This window comes from Nocardia sp. CC213A, from assembly GCF_030766805.1.
Lineage (GTDB): Bacteria > Actinomycetota > Actinomycetes > Mycobacteriales > Mycobacteriaceae > Nocardia > Nocardia otitidiscaviarum.
The window spans coordinates 634,656-653,567 of record NZ_JASFXA010000001.1 but is presented as its reverse complement, the minus strand read 5'-3'; the positions used below and the strand labels follow the sequence as shown (position 1 = coordinate 653,567).

18 protein-coding genes and 1 tRNA gene are annotated in these 18,912 nt (G+C 68.8%); 10 read left to right on the top strand and 9 right to left on the bottom strand.

What is annotated here, in order from left to right:
- Positions 1-169: 169 nt before the first annotated feature.
- The 4 genes from QJS31_RS03090 to QJS31_RS03075 form a co-directional block, all read right to left on the bottom strand.
- Positions 170-2,398, bottom strand: a complete 2,229-nt coding sequence (locus QJS31_RS03090; protein ID WP_372341735.1) for a thiamine pyrophosphate-dependent enzyme — start codon at positions 2,396-2,398, stop codon at positions 170-172.
- Between the two features lie 130 nt (positions 2,399-2,528).
- A complete protein-coding gene (locus tag QJS31_RS03085; RefSeq protein ID WP_282784660.1) occupies positions 2,529-3,083 on the bottom strand; it encodes a 3'-5' exonuclease in 555 nt (184 codons plus the stop codon).
- A 55-nt stretch (positions 3,084-3,138) separates the two neighbouring features.
- Positions 3,139-3,924 (bottom strand): META domain-containing protein, encoded by a 786-nt coding sequence (locus QJS31_RS03080; RefSeq protein ID WP_282784659.1) that lies wholly within the window; start codon positions 3,922-3,924, stop codon positions 3,139-3,141.
- A gap of 19 nt (positions 3,925-3,943) precedes the next feature.
- Positions 3,944-5,341 (bottom strand): lipase family protein, encoded by a 1,398-nt coding sequence (locus tag QJS31_RS03075; protein ID WP_282784657.1) that lies wholly within the window; start codon positions 5,339-5,341, stop codon positions 3,944-3,946.
- 167 nt (positions 5,342-5,508) lie between these two features.
- Here QJS31_RS03075 and QJS31_RS03070 point away from each other — a divergent pair, with 167 nt between their 5' ends.
- The 7 genes from QJS31_RS03070 (at position 5,509) to QJS31_RS03040 (ending at position 11,113) form a co-directional block, all read left to right on the top strand.
- Positions 5,509-6,141, top strand: a complete 633-nt coding sequence (locus tag QJS31_RS03070; RefSeq protein ID WP_282784655.1) for a TetR/AcrR family transcriptional regulator — start codon at positions 5,509-5,511, stop codon at positions 6,139-6,141.
- Between the two features lie 98 nt (positions 6,142-6,239).
- Positions 6,240-7,847, top strand: a complete 1,608-nt coding sequence (locus tag QJS31_RS03065; protein ID WP_282784653.1) for an MFS transporter — start codon at positions 6,240-6,242, stop codon at positions 7,845-7,847.
- A 120-nt stretch (positions 7,848-7,967) separates the two neighbouring features.
- Positions 7,968-8,156 (top strand): DUF1508 domain-containing protein, encoded by a 189-nt coding sequence (locus tag QJS31_RS03060; protein ID WP_282784651.1) that lies wholly within the window; start codon positions 7,968-7,970, stop codon positions 8,154-8,156.
- Between the two features lie 711 nt (positions 8,157-8,867).
- Positions 8,868-9,488, top strand: a complete 621-nt coding sequence (locus QJS31_RS03055) for a hypothetical protein (RefSeq protein ID WP_282784649.1) — start codon at positions 8,868-8,870, stop codon at positions 9,486-9,488.
- A 200-nt stretch (positions 9,489-9,688) separates the two neighbouring features.
- Positions 9,689-9,774 (top strand) — tRNA-Ser (locus tag QJS31_RS03050).
- A gap of 269 nt (positions 9,775-10,043) precedes the next feature.
- A complete protein-coding gene (secG, locus tag QJS31_RS03045) occupies positions 10,044-10,277 on the top strand; it encodes a preprotein translocase subunit SecG (protein WP_029924535.1) in 234 nt (77 codons plus the stop codon).
- A gap of 149 nt (positions 10,278-10,426) precedes the next feature.
- A complete protein-coding gene (locus tag QJS31_RS03040; protein ID WP_282780287.1) occupies positions 10,427-11,113 on the top strand; it encodes a DUF1361 domain-containing protein in 687 nt (228 codons plus the stop codon).
- Positions 11,114-11,134: 21 nt separating this feature from the next.
- Here the strand turns inward: QJS31_RS03040 and fadD8 are convergent, their stop codons facing one another.
- The 3 genes from fadD8 to QJS31_RS03025 are packed head-to-tail and all read right to left on the bottom strand — an operon-like array spanning position 11,135 to position 14,856.
- Positions 11,135-12,742, bottom strand: a complete 1,608-nt coding sequence (fadD8, locus tag QJS31_RS03035) for a fatty-acid--CoA ligase FadD8 (protein WP_282780284.1) — start codon at positions 12,740-12,742, stop codon at positions 11,135-11,137.
- A 23-nt stretch (positions 12,743-12,765) separates the two neighbouring features.
- Entirely contained in the window at positions 12,766-13,959 is a 1,194-nt protein-coding gene (locus QJS31_RS03030) for a beta-ketoacyl synthase N-terminal-like domain-containing protein (RefSeq protein WP_282780282.1), read from the bottom strand.
- A gap of 48 nt (positions 13,960-14,007) precedes the next feature.
- On the bottom strand, positions 14,008-14,856 hold the full coding sequence (locus QJS31_RS03025) for an SDR family NAD(P)-dependent oxidoreductase (RefSeq protein WP_282780280.1): 849 nt from the start codon (positions 14,854-14,856) through the stop codon (positions 14,008-14,010).
- Between the two features lie 54 nt (positions 14,857-14,910).
- Here QJS31_RS03025 and QJS31_RS03020 point away from each other — a divergent pair, with 54 nt between their 5' ends.
- Positions 14,911-15,903: an alpha/beta fold hydrolase gene (locus QJS31_RS03020; RefSeq protein WP_282780278.1), complete on the top strand. Its 993-nt coding sequence runs from the start codon at positions 14,911-14,913 to the stop codon at positions 15,901-15,903.
- A 272-nt stretch (positions 15,904-16,175) separates the two neighbouring features.
- On the top strand, positions 16,176-16,844 hold the full coding sequence (locus QJS31_RS03015) for a YoaK family protein (protein ID WP_282780276.1): 669 nt from the start codon (positions 16,176-16,178) through the stop codon (positions 16,842-16,844).
- Between the two features lie 90 nt (positions 16,845-16,934).
- Here QJS31_RS03015 and QJS31_RS03010 read toward each other — a convergent pair whose 3' ends face one another.
- Together QJS31_RS03010 and QJS31_RS03005 are read right to left on the bottom strand one after the other, a co-directional pair.
- Positions 16,935-17,222, bottom strand: coding sequence for a YsnF/AvaK domain-containing protein (locus tag QJS31_RS03010; protein ID WP_282780274.1), 288 nt, complete (start codon positions 17,220-17,222; stop codon positions 16,935-16,937).
- A gap of 57 nt (positions 17,223-17,279) precedes the next feature.
- A complete protein-coding gene (locus tag QJS31_RS03005; RefSeq protein ID WP_282780272.1) occupies positions 17,280-17,741 on the bottom strand; it encodes a MarR family winged helix-turn-helix transcriptional regulator in 462 nt (153 codons plus the stop codon).
- 121 nt (positions 17,742-17,862) lie between these two features.
- Between QJS31_RS03005 and QJS31_RS03000 the strand changes: the two genes are divergently transcribed.
- Positions 17,863-18,867 carry an SMP-30/gluconolactonase/LRE family protein gene (locus tag QJS31_RS03000; protein ID WP_282780270.1) on the top strand — a complete coding sequence of 335 codons (1,005 nt, stop codon included), beginning with the start codon at positions 17,863-17,865 and terminating at the stop codon, positions 18,865-18,867.
- Positions 18,868-18,912: the final 45 nt, after the last annotated feature.

The following is an 18,912-nucleotide window of genomic DNA, read 5'->3' as shown; positions in this document are numbered from 1 at the left end:
TATCTACGTACGTACTACGTAGATAGTGCACTGCGCAGTACGCGAGCTTGTGCCGCCCCCTCATCGGCACAGGGGACGCCGTCCGGCAAGCGGCGTCGACGATCGGCGGGCGTGGACCACCCCCTCATCGGCCCACGCCCGCCGATTCGGGATGACTGATCCGGGGCCGCTACTGCCGGGCCAGCAGTGCGGTAGCCGCCTCCTCGATTCGAATCTCGTCCAGCAGAACGAGATTCGCGGCGGGGCCGAGCGGTATGAAACTGTCCGCACTGGTGACGCGGGCGATGGGTCCGTCGAAGCCGCCGTCGAGCAGGGCCGCGCACACCGCCTCGGAAATGCCGCCGCTGCGCCGGGTTTCGTCGGCGATGAGCACCCGCCCGCTGGCGCGGGCATGGTCGAGCAGATCGTCCACGGGCAGCGGTGCGAGCCAGCGCAGATCCACGACCCGGGCATGGATACCGCGCTCGGACAGGCGGCGCGCCACGCGCAGGCTCATGGGCACGCCATTGGCGAAACTGACGATGGTGAGATGCGTTCCGGTGCCGTGCGCCCGCGCCCGCCCGATCTCCGCGTGCCGCGGATTCGTGATCGGGGCCGCCCAGCCGCCGTCGCCGTCCCGGTAGAGGTCGCGGGTGTGGTAGAGCGCGATGGGTTCCAGGAAGACGCAGACGCGGCCGTCCACCCGCGCCGCCGAGACGCAGGTGCGCAGCATGGCGGCCGCATCGTCGGCGCGCGCCGGCGACGCGATGACGACGCCGGGGATATCGCGCAGTGCCGCAATGGAATTGTCATTGTGGAAATGTCCGCCGAAGCCCTTCTGATAGGCGTATCCGGCAATGCGGACCACGAGCGGATTGCGGTAGCGGCCCGCGGAGAAGAACGACAGCGTCGCCGCCTCGCCACGCAGCTGGTCGGCGGCGTTGTGGACGTAGGCGAGGTACTGGATCTCCGGGATCGGCACGAATCCGGCCAGTCCCGCGCCGAGTGCGGTGCCGAGTACGGACTGCTCGTCGAGCAGCGTGTCGAAAACCCGACGCGCGCCGAAGGTCTGCTGCAAACCCTTGGTCACGCCGTACACGCCGCCCTTGCGGCCCACGTCTTCGCCGAATACCAGGATGTCCGGATCGCGGGCCAGCAGATCGGCGAGCGTACGATTCACCGCCTGCGCCAAGGTCATCGGGTGCCCGCCGTCGGCCGCGGCCGACGGCGCGGGCCGCGTGTCCGGGCGCGCGACCCCGGTGCGCGGGCGGGCTCCGGGGGGCGACGGGGCGGCCGTACGCAGCGCGTCGGTGCGGACCACGGTGGGGCGGGCGGGAGCCAGCGGCTCCATGACCATCTCCGCGGTCAGCAGTTTCGGTTCGTGCCGGACCTTGTCGGCGGTCTCGGCCACCCGCGCGCCGATCTCGTCGTAGCGGCGCATCACCTCGTTCGCCGTGGCCACGCCCGCGGCCACCAGCAGTCGCCCGGTCGCCGTCACGGGGTCGCGTCGCAGCTCGGCCGACAGCTCGGCGGGCCGCCGATAGGCCGCCTCCACGTCTGATCCGGCGTGCCCGAGCAGCCGCACCGTGCGCAGGTGCAGGAAGGCGGGCCGCCGCCGCTCCCGCACCCAGTCCACGGCCGCCGTCGCGGTGTCCAGGGCCTGCGGCAGATCCGAGCCGTCGGCGGCGAAATACCGCAGCCCGGGCCGGGATCCGTAGGCGTGCTCGATCCACCGGTCGGGGGTGGGGACGCTGATGCCGATGCCGTTGTCCTCGCACAGGAACAGGATGGGCATGGGGATGCCCTGCTGGGCGGTGTGCACGGCGGCATTGACGGCACCCGTCGCCGTGGAGTGATTGGCCGAGGCGTCGCCGAAGCTGCACAGCACCACCGCGTCCGCCGGCCACTCGCACGCCACTCCCAGCTTGGCCGCCCGTTCGAGGGCGAAGGCCAACCCCACTGCGCGCGGCAGCTGGGAGGCGATGGTCGAGGTCTGCGGGATCACCGCGGCGGCCTTGCTGCCGAAAACCTTGTGCCGCCCACCGGAAATCGGATCGGCCGCCGCGGCCACGACACCGAGCAGCACATCGCGGACGGGATCGGTCCCCGCCACCTGTCCGGCCCGGTGCACGAAGAAGGCCCCCGATCGGTAGTGCAGCAGCGCCGGATCGTCGACCCGTGTCGCCGCCGCCAGCACCACATTGCCCTCGTGCCCGGCGGACCCGATGCTGTAGTACCCGTTGCCGTCCCGGCCGAGTCGGCGCGCCGCCAGGTCCAGGTGGCGACTGGTCGCCTGGGCGTCGAACAGCTCCAGACACCGTGCGCCGCTGAGGGTTCCGGTCGGCGTCAGCGGTTCGTCGCGGGCTCGGGTCGCCCCCGGCGTCGTCGCGGTGACCTCCGCGCGAAACCACTGGTCCAACTCCGCTTCCCGCTCGCCGATGACCCGCCCGCCTCTCTCTTCGGTCCTGCGGTATTTGTCCCGTTCTGCGGTGTTTCAGATTAGTGGTGTGCCGCGTTCCCCGGGGAGAAATACGGTACGCGCCCGCGAGTCACGCGGGCCAGGAATCGCGCCGCATCATGTCGATCACGAGTGCGGCGATGTTCCAGGCGTCGTCGCCACCACGATGATGGGTGCCCTCCAGGGCGATCCCCGCCAGCCGCAGCGCACCCGCCATTCCGTAGCGCCGCGAGGTGTCCCGGGACGCGGAGAAGGCGAGCTTGGCATTGGTGTGCCGAGCGCCGAACGGGTACGGCACCCCGGTGGCCCCGCACTGCCGCTGGAACTGCACGCGGTCGTAGTCGCCCCAACTGGCCCACGGCCGCGCATCGGTGTGGAACCGCTCCCGCAGCAGCGCGCACGCCTCGGCGAAGGGAATGCCCGTCGCCACCTGTTCCGGTGTGAGAGTGGTGAGCCGGGTGCAGAACTCGCTCACCGTGGAGCGCTCCGGCCGCACCAGGATGCTGTGCTTCGCCACCCGCTCCCGGGTCTCGGTGTCGAGGACGCACAGGCCGATCTCGATGATCTCGCTCGGTTGGCCGGGCGGAGCGTTCCCCTCCCAACAGGTGGCCTCGACGTCCACCACATTGAGGAATCGTTCGTTCATGGCGGCGGACGTTACCGGCGGTTCCCGATGGGCGACACCGATTTTCGTCCGCGTGCTACTCGGCGCGCAGCTTCAATCCGCTGCCGTCGGCCTGGTTGCGCAGCGTGAGCGTGTCGGCCTCGACGGTGGCGGTCACCGTGCCGTTCAGCGCGCTGAGCACCTGCTGCTCCAACTCCATGACCTGCGGATCGCACAGCTTCTTGGTGGTGCCGATCTGGAAGGTGACATCGGTGCCGGAGATCTCGGCGGTGCCGATCATCCCATTGCATCCGGCGCTGCCCGAGACCGCGCCGTCGGCGGCGATGAGCAGTGTCGGCCGCACTTCGTCGATGGTCTGCGAACGGATCTCCGCCTCGGGTGTCAGCACGGCGGTCACCACCCAGGTGGTGCCGGTGAGCGGCTTGTCCGGTTGCGCGACCTCGCGATCCAGCAGGGTGACGGTACTGCCGTTGCCACTGACGACCAGCGTGTCGCCGTCCAGCTTCCAGGTGGGCCTGGACTTCAGCAGGCCCTCCTGCCAGGCGTCGGCCTGCGCCCGGTCGTCCGGGCAGCCCATGAGCGTGGTGGCGAGTTGATCGGCGGTGAGCACGCCGCCGTCGAGGTTCACCGGGCCGGTGGCGGTATTGCATCCGGCGTTGGCCGTCACCCGGCCTTCCCGGAAACTGAGGGTCAGGGGCCCGCCGTCCGGAATCGGCAGGCCCTCCACCTCGGTGGACACGAAATCGCGGCCCATCGGAGTCGCCGTGGGGGAGGTGTCGTCGTCACCGGAGGACGAACATCCGGCGACAACCATCGCGAGCGCCGCGACGAACAGCCCGCCCCATAGTCGAGTAGCTGGCATGTGGCCGATCGTACGGAGATCAGACGGGCATGCCCAGCGCCGATGCGAGTGTCTGCCCGATCGCGTCGGCGAAAGCGGCGAGCGCCCCCGGGTCGAGCAGTTGGGTGACGACGTCGCGATTCGAGCATCCGGCCGGAGCCGGTACGCCGTTGAGCCGCTCGTCGAGCCACAGCGCCGCGCTGGCGGTCCCGCTCACCGCGGCGATGCCGTGCTCACTGAGCAGGTCGCGGGTGTAGAACACCCGGGCGTCCGGATCGGCGCAGTAGGTGTCGTAGAGGCGGTTCACCGCATTGATCGGCATCACCTCGTCCAGCGGGGCCTGGTAGATGTGCAGTGGCGCGGTGGGTGTGCCGCGCCGCCCGAGGGCGAGTTCGTCCAGTACCGGCTGCACTTCCGGGGCGAGCATGGGATCGCCCGGATAGTCGAACAGTCCCTTGATGTTCACGAGGGGGAATCCGGCGAACTGCAGCGCCACGCACTGGCCCTCGTGGACCACTCGCACCGCCTTGCCGAGCGGATTCATGTATCGCTCGATGAACCGGTTCAATTCCGGATACTCGCGGGCGACGCCGAACGACCCGCCCAGCACCGCGCCGCCGAAGGTGGAGGTGCCGTTGTTGTAGTCGATGGCCGCGCGGATATCGGCCATGAGCCCGCCCGTCGACGAACCCACCAGATCGATCTCGGGGGCGTACTCGGGCTGTAGTTCGGCGGCGTGCGCGGTGGGGATGGCACCGCCGGAATAGCCCCACAGGGCGACCCGGGTCTCGGTACCGGGCAGTCCGGCGGGCTCGAAGCGCTCGGCGGCCCGAATGCCGTCCAAGGTGATGCGCCCGCCCAGCGGACCGGCGGCGTAGGCGGCGTTCGGCCCCTGGTGATCGGGCACCACCACGGCGTGCCCGCGTTGCAGCATCGCCTGCACCTCGACGAATTCCGCCCCGATCACCGGGTTGAGCGGATTCGGCAGCGATCCCATCTGCAGGGTGTAGGACGGTGCGCAGTTGATCGAGAGCGAATCCTCCGCCATCTGGAACGACAGCAGCGCACGCCGGCCGGTCGGCGCGGGCCGGTGCGGCACGATGACCGTGGCGACCGCCGCGATCGGCTCGCCGCGGGTGTTCGTGCTGCGGTACGACAGCTGCCACGCCTTGACGTTCAGCGGAATCAGCCAGAAGTTCGCGAGGTTCACTTGCCGCGCCGACAGGATCTCCCCGGGCTGTGCCGCCGCGACCCGGGCCGGATCCGGATCGTAGAAGCCCGGATCCAGATACGGGGGCGCGGGCGGGATGGGGAAGGGGAGGGCCGGACTCACCGGTACCTCGTCGGCTCCCGCCGTCGTCACCGGGCATACCGCCACGGTCAGTCCCGCCGCCACCGCCACGCACGCCCGGGCCACCGCACGCCTCCGCGCTGTCATATCGCTGCTGCCTCCACACCCCGCGTCCGCGGGCACGCGCACCCTACTAAGATAGAGAGCGATTGTTATCTATGTGACGCAGACTGTATGGGACAGTCGAACGGCGTGTCAACGGTCACGTGGGCCCCGGGCCGATCGACGCGCGTGGAAGGCGGGATGATCGACTCGTGAGCGAAGATCCCCGGCCGCGCCGAACCCAGCAGCAGCGCCGTGCCGCCACGGTGGCCAAACTCGTCGCGGCCACCATCGCGGCCATCGGCGAATTGGGCTATCAGCGCGCCACCGTGCAGGAGATCTGTGGTCGCGCGGGACTGTCGGCCGGGGCCATGTTCCGGCAGTTCGACACCCGCCTCGATCTCGTCGTCCGCACCGCGGAGGAGGCGTTCGGTCAGCAGCTGGCGGGCTTTCGGGCCGCCATGGACCATCTCGGCGAGCAGGAGAACGCGCTCGATGTGGCGCTGCGCTTCCTGCGGCAGGCGCAGCAGTCGAATCCCATCCACGCGCTGCGCGAGATCTACCTGGCAGCCCGCTCGGATGCCGAACTGCGCGAACGTATCTCACCCATCGCGGCGAACTACTACCGCGAGATCGTGGCGGCGCTGGACGGGGCGCGGCTGCTCGACGACTTCCCCGTCGAGGTGCGCGAGCCGCTGTTCTTCATGATGCTGCACATGTTCTCCGGCGAAGCGGTGGTGCGCGGCGTCTACCAGCGCCCCGATCTCGACGCCGCCATCCTCGCTCTGGTGGAGGACATGCTGGCGGCCTACGCCGCCCGCGTGGCGGTATCGCCGGGGGAGTAGTCGGGGCGCGAGTCGGTTCCCGCCGAGGTGGCGCCGGCCTGATTCTCGGGCAGCGTGGCGTTCGCACCGACCGGTAGGTGGGAAATACGCTCGTGCCAGTGAGCGAGGTTGTTGCGAAACGCGGTGATTCGGCCTGGGCGCCGCTGGCGTCCACGGTCTTCCGGGCGCTCTGGATCGCCCAGTTGGTCTCCAATCTGGGCACCTGGATGCAGACCGTCGGCGCGCAGTGGGTGCTGGTCGACAATCCGAATGCCGCCACCCTGGTATCGCTGGTACAGACGGCCACCACGCTGCCGGTCATGCTGTTGGCCGTCCCCTCGGGGGTATTGGCCGATCTGGTGGACCGGCGGCGGCTGCTCATCGCCGCGCAGTCGACCATGGCCGGATTCGCGGCCCTGCTGGCCGTGCTCACCGCGACCGGGCACACCACTCCCGCGGTGCTGCTGCTCCTGCTGTTCGTGCTCGGCTGCGGACAGGCGCTCACCGGTCCGGCCTGGCAGGCCATCCAGCCGGATCTGGTGCCGCGCGATCAGATTCCGGCCGCGGCGGCATTGGGCAGCATGGGCATGAATATCGGTCGCGCGGTCGGCCCGGCACTGGCCGGAGCGCTGGTGGCGATATCCGGGCCGAGTTGGGTCTTCGCCCTCAACGCCCTGTCGTTCACCGGGATTCTGGTGGTGCTGGTGCGCTGGCGGCGACCGACGGCCGACCGGGATCTGCCGACCGAGCGGCCGATCGCCGCCCTACAGGCCGGACTGCGTTACATCCAGGCGTCGCCAGCCGTGCGCCGGGTGCTGGTGCGCTGCCTGCTCTTCGTCGGTCCCGGCAGCGCGCTGTGGGCGCTGCTGCCGGTGGTCGCGCACGACCGGCTGGGGCTGTCGTCCTCCGGTTACGGACTGCTGCTCGGCGCGCTCGGCCTGGGTGCGATCATCGGTGCCACCCAGCTCGCGCGGCTGCGAAAGTCCATGCGGCCCACCGGATTGCTGGCCGTGGGCGCGATCGCCTTCGGCCTCGCCACCCTCGCCGCCGCCCAGTTGCGCAACGAGGTCGTCGTCCTCGTGCTGCTGGTGCTCGGCGGGTTCGGCTGGATCACCGCCATGTCCACCCTGAACGCCACCATGCAGTTGCTGCTGCCGGGGTGGGTGCGGGCGCGTGGCCTCTCGGTTTATCTGTTGGTGTTCATGGGCGGCCAGGCTCTCGGCTCGCTGCTGTGGGGCCTGGTCGCGGGCTGGTTCGGGATGGAGTCCGCCCTGCTCGCGGCCGCCGCGCTGCTGGCACTGTGCGCCGTGAGTACCCGCTGGCTGCCGGTCAAGGTGGCCTCGGTGGACACCACGCCGTCCGCCCATTGGCCCGAACCGACATTGGTCTTCGAGCCCGCACCCACCGACGGCCCCGTGCTGGTCCTGGAAACGTACAAGGTCCCCGAGGAACTCGCCGCCGACTTCGTCCGGGCCATGTCGCGGGTGGGACGCTCCCGGCAGCGCACCGGCGCGATGGAATGGCGGCTTTTCCGCGATGTGGGCTCGACCGATCGCTATATCGAGGCGTTCGTGGTCCGCTCCTGGGCGGAGCACATGCTCCAGCACCAACTCCGTCTCACCGCCCAGGACCAAGCCGCCGAGGCCCGCGTCGCCCAGTTCACCATCGGCGAGAGTCATACCCTGCACCTGGTCGCGGTGCCGCCGCCGATCCCGCCACGGGCATGAGGAATCGCCGCCGTCGATCACGACAGCGACTCGGTCGTGTCGCTGCGGGTTTACCCACCGGTGAGTGGGCATACCTCCACCATTACGGCTATCAACCGGCAACCGAGAATCGAGGCAGTCATGTCAGGGAAGTTCGAGATCTTCTGCGACGCCTCCGGCAAGTTCCGGTGGCGGCTCGAGGCGGGCAACGGCGAGATCGTCGCCCAGAGTCAGGCGTACGCGAGCAAGGACGCCGCGAAGAAGGGCATCGCGTCGGTGCAGAGCACGGCGGCGGCGGCCCCGGTGGTCGACCTGGTCGCGCCGTCCTGACACGGTGCGACACAACCGATCGGATTGCTAACAGCGGTCCGACATTTCCGACAAACCTATCGAGGCCCCGGTCACTCCCTTCGCGCCGGGGCCTCGCATCTGCCCACCGGGGTCGATGTCCAGGGCCGAGGTTTCGGCGAATCCTGCACGCGCGTGGGCGGACAGGCGCATACTGATGCGAGAAGCCCCGACGTGACCCCCTGTGCGTCGGGGCTTCGCGATGGTCGGACCAGGCTCGGCGGGTGGCACCTTCGCCGCCGTCGTCGGCCGCCGATCTCGTGTGCCGAGTGGTGACCGCCCGGCGGAACTCGGACCCGTCCACAGCGAGTGACCGACGAACAGAGTCGGAATGTCGCGCGATTCTCGGCGCGGCACACCACCGCCGAATATGTGATCTCCGACCGATCTCGCAGCGGCTGTTCACAATTCGCCGTCCACAGCACCGACTGCCGGTCGCATGTCGCACAGCCGCGGTTCACTCGCCGTCTGCTTGCCCTTTACGCAGGTAAGCAACGGTCGGCACCGGCCGTGCGATCCGGTTCGACCGGTCGGTCGGGGGTACCCCATCCGTCGGACCACGCGACCGGTCGGTTGGGAATAACGGCTATTCTCAACAACTTGATCTACACGATAAGAACGTGCAGAAGGGGGCATGTAGTGAAACGAACCGTGGGTACGGCAATCGCCGCGACCGCTGTTCTACTGTTCAACGTGGGATCGACGGGAGGGGCGAACGCCACGACCGACGAGTTCGACCGTGCCGAATTGGGTGCGAATTGGATAACCGCCGGCGGCGGCATCCTGCATATCGCCGAGGGGCGGCTCTCGGCCGACGGGACTCCCAGCGAACCGGTGTCCATGGCGTTCCACGCGGTGCCGGCCGCGGGCGATACGCAAGAGGTCCAGGCCACCATTCGCTGGAACGGCCGCAACCCCGAGCATTCCGCGATGTCGATCGCCTTGCGCGCGGACCCCGCCACCCAGCACGCGGGCGTGCACTTCTGGTTCACCGCCACCTCGATGGGCCTCTCACTGCTGAGCTGGGATGGAACGACGTTCACCCCGGCCGCGGGCACCGACAAATACATCCCGGTGTGGTTCAAGTGGCCCGACGGGACCACGGTCCGCCTCCGCGCCGAGGGTGACACCTACGCGGCATACCTGGGCGACTCCCCGCACCCGGTACTGTCCGGAACCTTCACCGAAGAGCAGGTCCCGCACACCAACCGCTACGGCGGCGTGCACGGCCAGGACGATTCCAAGGCCCCCGGCGGCGGCGAGCCCCCAGCCGTCCTGGACGACTTCCGCTTCTCCACCCCGGCAAACGACTGACAAACCCACCGCCGATCCCGGCCGTCGCGACACGGTCGGGATCGCGGTAGTGATCCTCCCGTGGTGTCGTGCCACGGTCTGCGGCGGCGGGTGTGAGGGTTCTGCCCCGGCTGGCCGCAGGGCGGTGAAAATCGGTTGTGGTCGCGCGGTCTTTCCTGCGAATCTGGTTTTACCGCACGCTCGATCGGGTGATCGGGGAAGGAAAGTTCCGGCCTGTGGAGGCCAGCCGGTCTTGAAAACCGGAGGCGGGCATTGTGTCCCGGGGGTTCGACTCCTCGGCTTTCCGCGCGGGAAGACAAATCGGCCATGGAGGTCGAGCCGCGTTGCTAGCGCGGTCGTGCCCGTCGGGTATGGGGTTCGAGTCCTCTGTCTTCCGCACGGGCCGCCCGAAACGGCGCGACCTCACTACCGGTTGAGCACATGGTGTGCACGGAGGCTGTAACCCTCCCGCCCGCGGGCACAGGTGGTTCGATTCCATCCAGCCGGACGCATGCGTGCCCCGGCGGAGCGGGGGCGGTTGGAACGTACCGGTGACATGCGCATATACTCCGTGAAATGCGCATGTTCCTGGACATCCTGCTGATCATCACCAGCGTGCTGCTGGTGCTGCTGGTGCTGCTGCACCGGGCCAAGGGTGGAGGTCTGTCCAGCCTGTTCGGTGGCGGCGTGCAGTCCAGCCTTTCCGGGTCGACAGTGGTCGAGAAGAACCTGGATCGCATCACCATCTTCACGGGCATCGTCTGGTTGATCGCCATTCTCGGGATCGGCCTGGAGATCAAGTTCTCCTGACCTGACGGGCTTCGAATCACCCGGGTGCCGCCGCGGCGGCACCCGGGTGATTCGTGCTGGGCGGACCCGTTCGTGGTGGTTGTGTGTAGATGCTGTGGGGTCTCTGAGAGCGGCGGCCTATCGGGCCGATCCGGGGGCAAGATGAGCGCATGGATGTCGTCGATGCGGTCGGGCCCAGCCTGACAGGGGTGCTGCACCGGAACCTGCTCTGGATGGGGTGGAATACGGTATTGGCTTGGATCCCGGTGGGTTTGGCGCTGCTGGTGTTCCGGATGGCGAAACCGCGGGAGCGGCGGCTGCCGGTGTCGCCGGTGTGGTGGGCGGGAGCGCTGCTGTTGCTGCTGTTCCTGCCGAACGCGCCGTACGTGGTGACCGATCTGGTGCATTTGCGCGATGACATCCGGTGGGCGGGGGACGGGCCGGTCGTGACCACCGTGCTGCCGGTGTACGCGGCCTTCATCGCCTCCGGGTTCGTGGCCTACTACCTGGTGCTCGGTGAGATGAACCGCTTCCTGGACCGGTCCGGCCTCGGGGCCTGGCGGACCCCGGTGACGCTGCTGACGCATCTGCTGTGCGCGGTCGGCGTCTTTCTGGGGCGCTGGGTGCGGCTCAATTCGTGGGAACCGGTGGTGCAGCCGCGCGACACGTTCGAACGCATGCTGCTGGCGCTCGGCTGGGAATGGGCCCCGCTCCTCATTTCCGCCGTCTTCGTGGCAACAGCGGTGGGGCACTTCGTGACTCGTGCGGTGGTCGAGGCGGCGACCGACAGTGTGCGCAGGGGAGCGCTGTCGCTGCGCACACTGGGGGCCGCGCGCCCGACCACCGGCCGCGCCTAGGACGTCAGGCGGCCGGGCCGATCACGAAATGCCCAGTCGCTCTTGGGCGATCACCCGTACCGCCTTCTTGTCAGGCTTGCCGAGCCCGGTCAGCGGCAGCTTGTCGATGACCACGACATTCTTCGGCACCTGCACCGAACCCTTGCGCTGCTTGACCGTGGCCTGGATCTGCGCGGTCACCGTGTCCACCGCGGCGGCATCGGCGGCAGTGGCCGCGTCGAGCACCACGACCGCGGTCACCGCCTCGCCCCACTGCGGATCCGGCACGCCCACCACCGCGACATCGAGGACGGCGGGATGCTCGGACACCACGTCCTCCACCTCGCGCGGGAACACATTGAACCCGCCGGTCACGACCATATCCTTGCTGCGTCCGACGATGTGCAGGAAGCCGTCCTCGTCCTCGCGGGCGAGGTCGCCGGTGTGCAGCCAACCGTTCTTGAACGTCTCGGCCGTCACCTCGGGCAGGTTCAGGTAACCGGCCGCCAGCAGCGGCCCGGAGACGCAGATCTCGCCCACCTCACCCTGCGGCACGACCTCGCCCTTGTCGTCGATGAGAGCGACGCGCAGCGCGACCGAGGGCCGCCCGCAGGAGCTCAGCCGCGCCGTGTCGTGCTCGTCCTTGGCCAGGTAGCTGATGGCCATGGGGGCCTCGGACTGCCCGAAGTACTGCGCGAAGATCGGCCCGAAGCGCTCGATGGCCTGGGTCAGCCGGTTCGGATCGATGGCGGACGCGCCGTAGTAGACGGTCTCCAGCGACGACAGATCCCGCGTCTTCGAGTCCGGGTGGTCGAGCAGCGCGTAGATCATGGACGGCACCAGCATGGTGGCGCTGATCTTGTGCTCCTCGATGGCCTTCAGCACCTCACCGGCGTCGAAGCGCGGCAGCACGATGCATTCACCGCCCAGCAGCACCACCGGCACGAAGAACGCCGCGCCCGCATGGGAGAGCGGCGTGCAGATGAGGAATTTCGGACGCTTCGGCCACTCCCATTCCGACAGCTGGATCTGCGTCATGGTGGCCATGGTGAGCGCGGTGCCGACCACGCCCTTGGGTTTGCCGGTGGTGCCGCCGGTGTAGCTCACCGAGATGACATCGTCGGGCCGCAGTTCGGTGGCCTCGATCGGTTCGGGTTCGAACTTCTCCACCTCGGCGAGGAAGTCCACGCCGACATCGGCCAGCTCGTCCGGTACGGGGCCGAGGACGAGCACCTTGGTCAGGTTCGGCACCCGGTCGACCAGTGCGCGGGCGCGCTGCACGAAGGCGGGTACCGGATCCAGGATCAGGGTGGTGATGCCGGCGTCGGCGAGGACGTACGCGTGATCGTCGAGTCCGCCGATGGGGTGCAGCGCGGTCCGCCGCTGCCCGCGGACCTGCCCGGCCGCGATGGTGAACAGCACCTCGGGACGGTTGAGCGCGAGAATGCCGACCGGCGTTCCGGTGCTCACGCCATTGGCTTCGAACGCGGCCACGTACCGGCTGATGGCGTTCAGCACGTCCGCACCGGTGAGCACGGTATCGCCCAGTGTCACAACGGGATTGCGCTTGTGGCGGCGCAGTCCGGCGAGCAGGCTGTGGCCGTTGTGCACCGGCATCCGCAGGCGGGTGTCGGGATCGATGGCAGTCATGGGTAATTCAACTCCCGTTCCGGTCAGGCGCTGGGCGCGGCGTAGAGGGTGACGACGGTGGCACCGCCGAGTCCGAGGTTGTGGGCGAGGGCGATCCGAGCATCGGGTACCTGCCGCTCACCGGCGAGACCCCGCAGCTGCCAGGACAATTCGGTGGCCTGCGCGAGTCCGGTGGCCCCCAGCGGGTGGCCCTTGGAGATGAGGCCGCCGGAGGGGTTCACCACCCAGGTGCCGCCGTAGGTGGTGGCCCCGGATTCGGCCAGCGCACCGGATTCGCCTTCGCCACAGAGTCCGAGGGCTTCATAGGTGATGAGTTCGTTGATGGAGAAGCAGTCGTGCAGTTCGATCACGTCGACATCGCCGATGTCGATTCCGGCGCTGTCGAATACCCGCTGTGCGGCGCGACGGGTCATACCCGAGCCCACCACATCGATCATCGATCCGGAGGCGAAAGCGGCGGAATCGTCGGTGGCCAGTTCCTGGGCGAGGATCTCCACGGCCTGCGCCTCGAGTCCGTGCTCCCGCACGAACTCCTCGCTCACCACCACCGCGGCCGCCGCCCCGTCGGACATGGGGGAGCACTGCGAGCGGGTGAGCGGTCCGTGCACCGGCTTGTCGGTCAGCACCTCGTCGAGGGTGTACGCGTTCTGGAACTGCGCCAGCGGATTCCGGGTCGAATGTTCGTGGTTCTTCACCGCCACCCGCGCCAGCTGCTCGGGCGTGGTGCCGTACCGCTTCATGTGTTCGATGGCGGCATTGCCGAAGAACTGCGTGGTGATGGGTGCGTTCCCGAAGTCGAACTGCCCGCGCATGACGGCCAGGTGGTGGTCCACGGTGGTCGCCTTGGGCTTGCTGGCCGGCCCGGCCATGGCCTCCTTGGTCATCTGCTCGAACCCGACTGCCAGCGCCACGTCGGCGAGGCCGGCGCCGACCCATTCCCGGGCCAGCATGAGCGCGGTGGAGCCGGTGGCGCAGTTGTTGTTGACGTTCACCATCGGAATGCCGGTGAGTCCGATGTCGTAGAGGGCGCGCTGCCCGGCCGCGGACGGCTGGAAGACGTAGCCGGCGGCGACGCGCTGGATCCGGTCGTAGCCGATGCCCGCGTCGCCGAGCGCCCCGCGTACCGCCTCCGCGACCATCTCCGGATAGGTCCAATCGCGGGAGCCGATCTTGACGAACGGCGTCATGGCGACACCCACGATGAATACGCGTCGCATACTTGGCACTCCTTCTGTCGGAAAACTGCTGCGAATTGGTGCGGTGCGCTAGTCGGCGCGCGGAATACGGCCGTCGATATCGGTGAATCCGTACTCGTCCGCGAGATCGGCCACCCGCCAGGCTTTTCCGGTCCGCTTGCGGCGTTCGGGATCGGCGGCCAGTGCGACCACGGCACGGCCCGGGAAGCGCGGCGACTCGGCGGCGTCGAGGTCGAAGGTGCCCTCACCAGGCAGCGTGACCACCCGACGGCCGTGTTCGTCGGCCGGAACCATCTGCAGCAGTTCGGTATTCACGATGCCGGGCCAGATGGACACCGCCGTGACCTCGGTATCGGCGAGATCGTGCGCGAAGTCGGCGGTCATCCGGTCCAGGGCGTTCTTGCCGACGCCGTAGACGGCATTGTGCATGTGCCGCTGCGCGCCGGGCGAGGACACGTTCACGATCAGTCCGCCCGCCTCGATGAGCAGGGGAGCGGCGAAAACGCTTGCCACGTAATGGGATCGCACCCCGATATCGAAGGTCTCGTCCCAGGCTTTCGGCGGCACGTCCCAGAACTTGCGTCCGAGCCAGCGCGCCGCCGACGGCGAGTTGTAGACATTGTTCACCAGCACGTCGAGTCGCCCGTGGTCGGCGCGCACCTGGGCGAAGAGCCGTTCCACCGCCGCGTCGTCGTGGTGATCGCACACCACCGCCACTCCCGCGCCGCCGAGCTCGGTGATCTCGGCGGCGGTGGCGTGCACGGTTCCGGGCAGCTGTCCGGCCGTGGTGCTGCGGCCGGTGACGTACACGGTCGCACCCGCCGCGCCCAGCTCCAGGGCGATGCCCTTGCCGATACCGCGACTCGCGCCGGTGACCACCGCGACCCGGCCGTCGAGAATCTTGGGTATTTCGCTCACAACCGCTGGACACTACCTTGAAATAAGAACGTGTTCTAGAAGTTGGAGGCGGTAGTGGAGAACAGCCATCGCACGGTGCGGACCAGCGGCATCGATATGCATGTCACCGAGCGGGGGCAGGGGCACCCGGTGGTGTTCTGTCACGGGTTCCCGCACACCGGTTTCGTGTGGCACCACCAGGTCGAGGCGCTGGCCGCGGCGGGCTACCGGGCACTGGCCCCCGACCTGCGCGGATATGGTCGCACCGACGCTCCCGACGCTCCCGAGGCGTACACCAACGCGGCCGTCATCGGGGATCTGCTCGCGCTGCTCGACGACATCGGAGCCGAGCGGGCCGTCTTCGTCGGCCTGGATTTCGGGGCGCAGCTGGTGTGGGAGCTGGCGTTGCGCGCCCCCGAGCGGGTGGACGGCGTCATGGTGTTGAACAATCCGTTCGCCCCGCGCCCGCCCAAGCCGCCGTCGGCGTTCTGGACCAAGGCCGCGCGGCGGCACTTCCTGCACCTGTCGTACTTCCAGGAGCCGGGTGTGGCCGATGCCGAACTCGCCGCCCGCCCACGGGAATTCCTGGCCCGGGTGTACTACTCGCTCAGCGGCGCCTACCACTATCTCGACACCTGGAAGAATCCTCCCGGCCTCGGCTACCTGGACGTACTGCCGGATGCCCCCGCACTGCCGTGGTCCTGGCTCACCCAGGAGGAATTCGACACTCTCGCCGCCGATTTCGAGCGCACCGGATTCACCGGCGGCCTCAACTGGTACCGCAATCTGGACCGCAACTGGGAACTGACCGCCGACTTCGCCGACGCGACGGTGAGCGTGCCCGCCTATTTCCTCTACGGCGAGCACGATCCCGATATGGAGGGCTTCAGTGGCCGCGATCCGCTGGCCACCATGCGGGCCGCGGTCCCGGACCTGCGCGCGGTGGTGGAGGTGCCCGGTGCGGGACATCTGGTGCAGCTCGAGAATCCGGGCGCGGTGAACGAGTTCCTGCTCACCGGCCTCGGCGGTCTCGGGCTGACTCCGGCCACGACGTCCGCGTACCGCTAGACTGCGCGACGTTCGCGTACGGCTGGACTGCGCGACGTTCGCGTACGGCTGGACCGCGCGACGTTCGCGTACGGCTGGACCGCGCGACGTTCGCGTACCGCTGGACCGTGTGCGACGTTCGCGTACCGCTGGACCGAAAGAGCCGTTCCGCGTCTCGGGGGCGCGGTGACTCGGCGACGGCGTCGCCCTTCGATACGCCCTGCCGGTAGGCGTGACGCGGCTCGCGTTCGTCCCTGCCGGGCAGGTCGGCGATGCGCCGATACGGTGGCCGCATGGCAATCGAACAGGGGAGCCGACTCGGCTTTCCGGGCGGCGTCACCGCGCTGGTGCTGCTCAGCGCCGGGGCCGGGGCCATGGACGCGCTGGTGTTCACCGAACTGGGCAAGGTATTCGCCAGCGTGCTGACCGGCAACCTGGTTCTGCTCGGTGTGGCCGTGGCACTCCCGTGGACGGATATCGCGGGTCCACTCACCGTGCTGGGCGGCTATGCGGCGGGCATCGTGGTGGCGGCCCGATGGTGTCGGGCCGAGCGTGGTCGCCGTGCGCGCCGGGTGCTCGAATGTTTACTCGCCGAAGCGGTTCTGGTGAGCGTACTCGCCGGACTGGCCGCATCCTTCGGGGACGGGCTCGGCCGGGCGTCGCTGCTGGTACCGGCCGCGCTGGCCATGGGCATGCAGTCCGCGCTGGTGATGGCGGCCGATCCGAATTCGCCCACCACTTATCTGACGAGCACGTTCACTCGCTTCTGTAGCGATCTCGCCACGACCGGGAAAGCGGACCCGTGGTCGTCGGCACGCATCGCCGGTCTGGTGATCGGCGCGGGTGGCGCTGTGGCCCTGAGCAATGCGGCGGGGTGGTGGGCATTCATGGCGCCCGCGGCATTGATCGTCGCGGCGGTGGGCTTCGTCTGGCGCGGTGTCCGCGCCACACCGACGACCTAGCCGAAGTGACCTAGCCGCAGCGACATAGCCGAACCCGCGAGTCCACCGGCCACCGCGGCTGCCGTGCGGCCGGTGGGCGCGGCCGAGCCGCTATCGTTCACGGTTCGATTCGTCCTCGATGCCTTCGGTGTCGAAGCGCTCCTTGCGGACGGTCCCGGAGACGGTCTGGCTGTCCTCGACCTCGTCGACCGCCAAGCGGACGCGCTCGACCGGGACGGCCTCGGTGTCGACGCTCAGCCGGTCCTCGTGCAGGGTGACCTCGCGCTCCTCTTCGCCGATATCAACGCGTTCCGCGGTGCGCGGATCGGTGATCGGCTCACGTTCGATGCGGACCTCCTCGTGGGTGGTCGGCACCGTGACGGTCTGCTCCTCGGTCACCACGTATGCATCGCGACGGCAATCACACGGTGGGGGCACGGGTGCGCCCGCCATGGATCAGCGCTTCCCGGGTTGGGGTTCGGGACGAATCGTGTCGAGGCGGTCCGCGCAGCGGGTGAGCAGGTCCAGCAGGGTTTGCCGTTCGGCGGCGCTGAACTCCTCGGCCAGGGCGCGTTCGACGCGGACGGCGCGGGCGTCGGCATCGTGCATCACCTGCTCGCCCTGTTCGGTCAGGCGGGTTTCCAAGACATTTCGATGCCAGGCGTGCGGGGTGCGCACGATGAGCCCGCGGTCCTGGAGGTTGGTGAGGATCGTATTCATGGTCGGCGGGGTGACGCCGCACAGCCGGGCCAGGGCGGCGGCGGAGATGCCGGGATTCTCGGTGAGGAAGAGCAGGGCGGCGTACTGCGCGACCGTCACCCCGGCCGGTTTGAGGGCGGCGTTCTTGGCCGCGTTGAGAGCCTGCTCGGCGCGTTTGACATAGGAGCCGATGCGCTCGGCGGCAGGCATGGCGGTCATGCACGCATGGTATCCGGTCGTCCCATGATTAGTGTCTTGACGATCATTAGAACTCTAATCTACATTCGTAGCCGCTCAATGATGAGTAGTCACTCATTCGTGCTGTCGAGAAGAGAAACCCATGCTCACCGCACCTCGTCGCATGCCGACGTCCATCGCGACCCTGGCGGCGGCACTCGTCCTCACCGCCTGCGGGCAGTCCGACGAACCGGCCGCGAGCTCGAACGATCCCGGGACGCGGGTCGTCACCGCCTACACGCTGCCGGATGACCGCGCCTATCCCGAGGGCATCGCCCTCGACGCCCGCACCGGCGACACCTACGTCGGCTCCTACGCCAATGGCGCGGTCTACCGGGCCGCCGCCGGTGCGACCGCGGCGGAGGTCTTCCTGCCCGCCGGCACCGACGGCCGGGCCACGGCCAACGGCATGAAGGTCGACGACCGCGGTCGGCTGTGGGTCACCGATTCCACCGCCGGGGTAGCCGTCTACGACATCGCCACCCGGGCACTGGTCGCGCGCTTCGACGTGCCGGGCGATGCGCCGCGTTTCGTCAACGATCTCGACTTCGCGCCCGACGGCACCGCCTACCTGACCGACAGCATCCGCTCGGTCGTCTACCGCGTGACCCCCGAGCACGTCGCCGCCGGCGGGAATGCCGAACTCGCACCGGTATTCGATCTCGCGCCGCATCTCGAACCACTCCCGGAGGATGCCTTCGGCATCAACGGCATCGTGGTCGATCCGACGGGCCGGTATCTGCTGATCGTCGATATGACCGGCGGGGATCTGTACCGCATCGCGACCGCGCCCGACGCGGCGGAGCCGGTGCGCAAGGTGGTCCTGAACGGTGGCGACGTGGCGCACGGTGACGGCCTGGACCTGGTGGATCACACGCTGCGGGTCGCCCACAACACCACCAACACGCTGAGCCGCTGGACCATGTCCGACGACTACACCACCGCCACCCGCACCGAGCGGTTCACCGACGAATCCCTCGCCATCCCGACGACTCTGGTGCGTGTGGGAGATCGAACGCTGGTCGTGGCCTCCCAGTTCGACAAGGGCGGGCCGATGGCCCCGGGAACGCCCACGACGCCTTTCCGGATTGTCGCTGTACGTATCTGAGGGGGATTGGACCCGCTCACCCCTAGTGCATCAAACTGGTTTGAT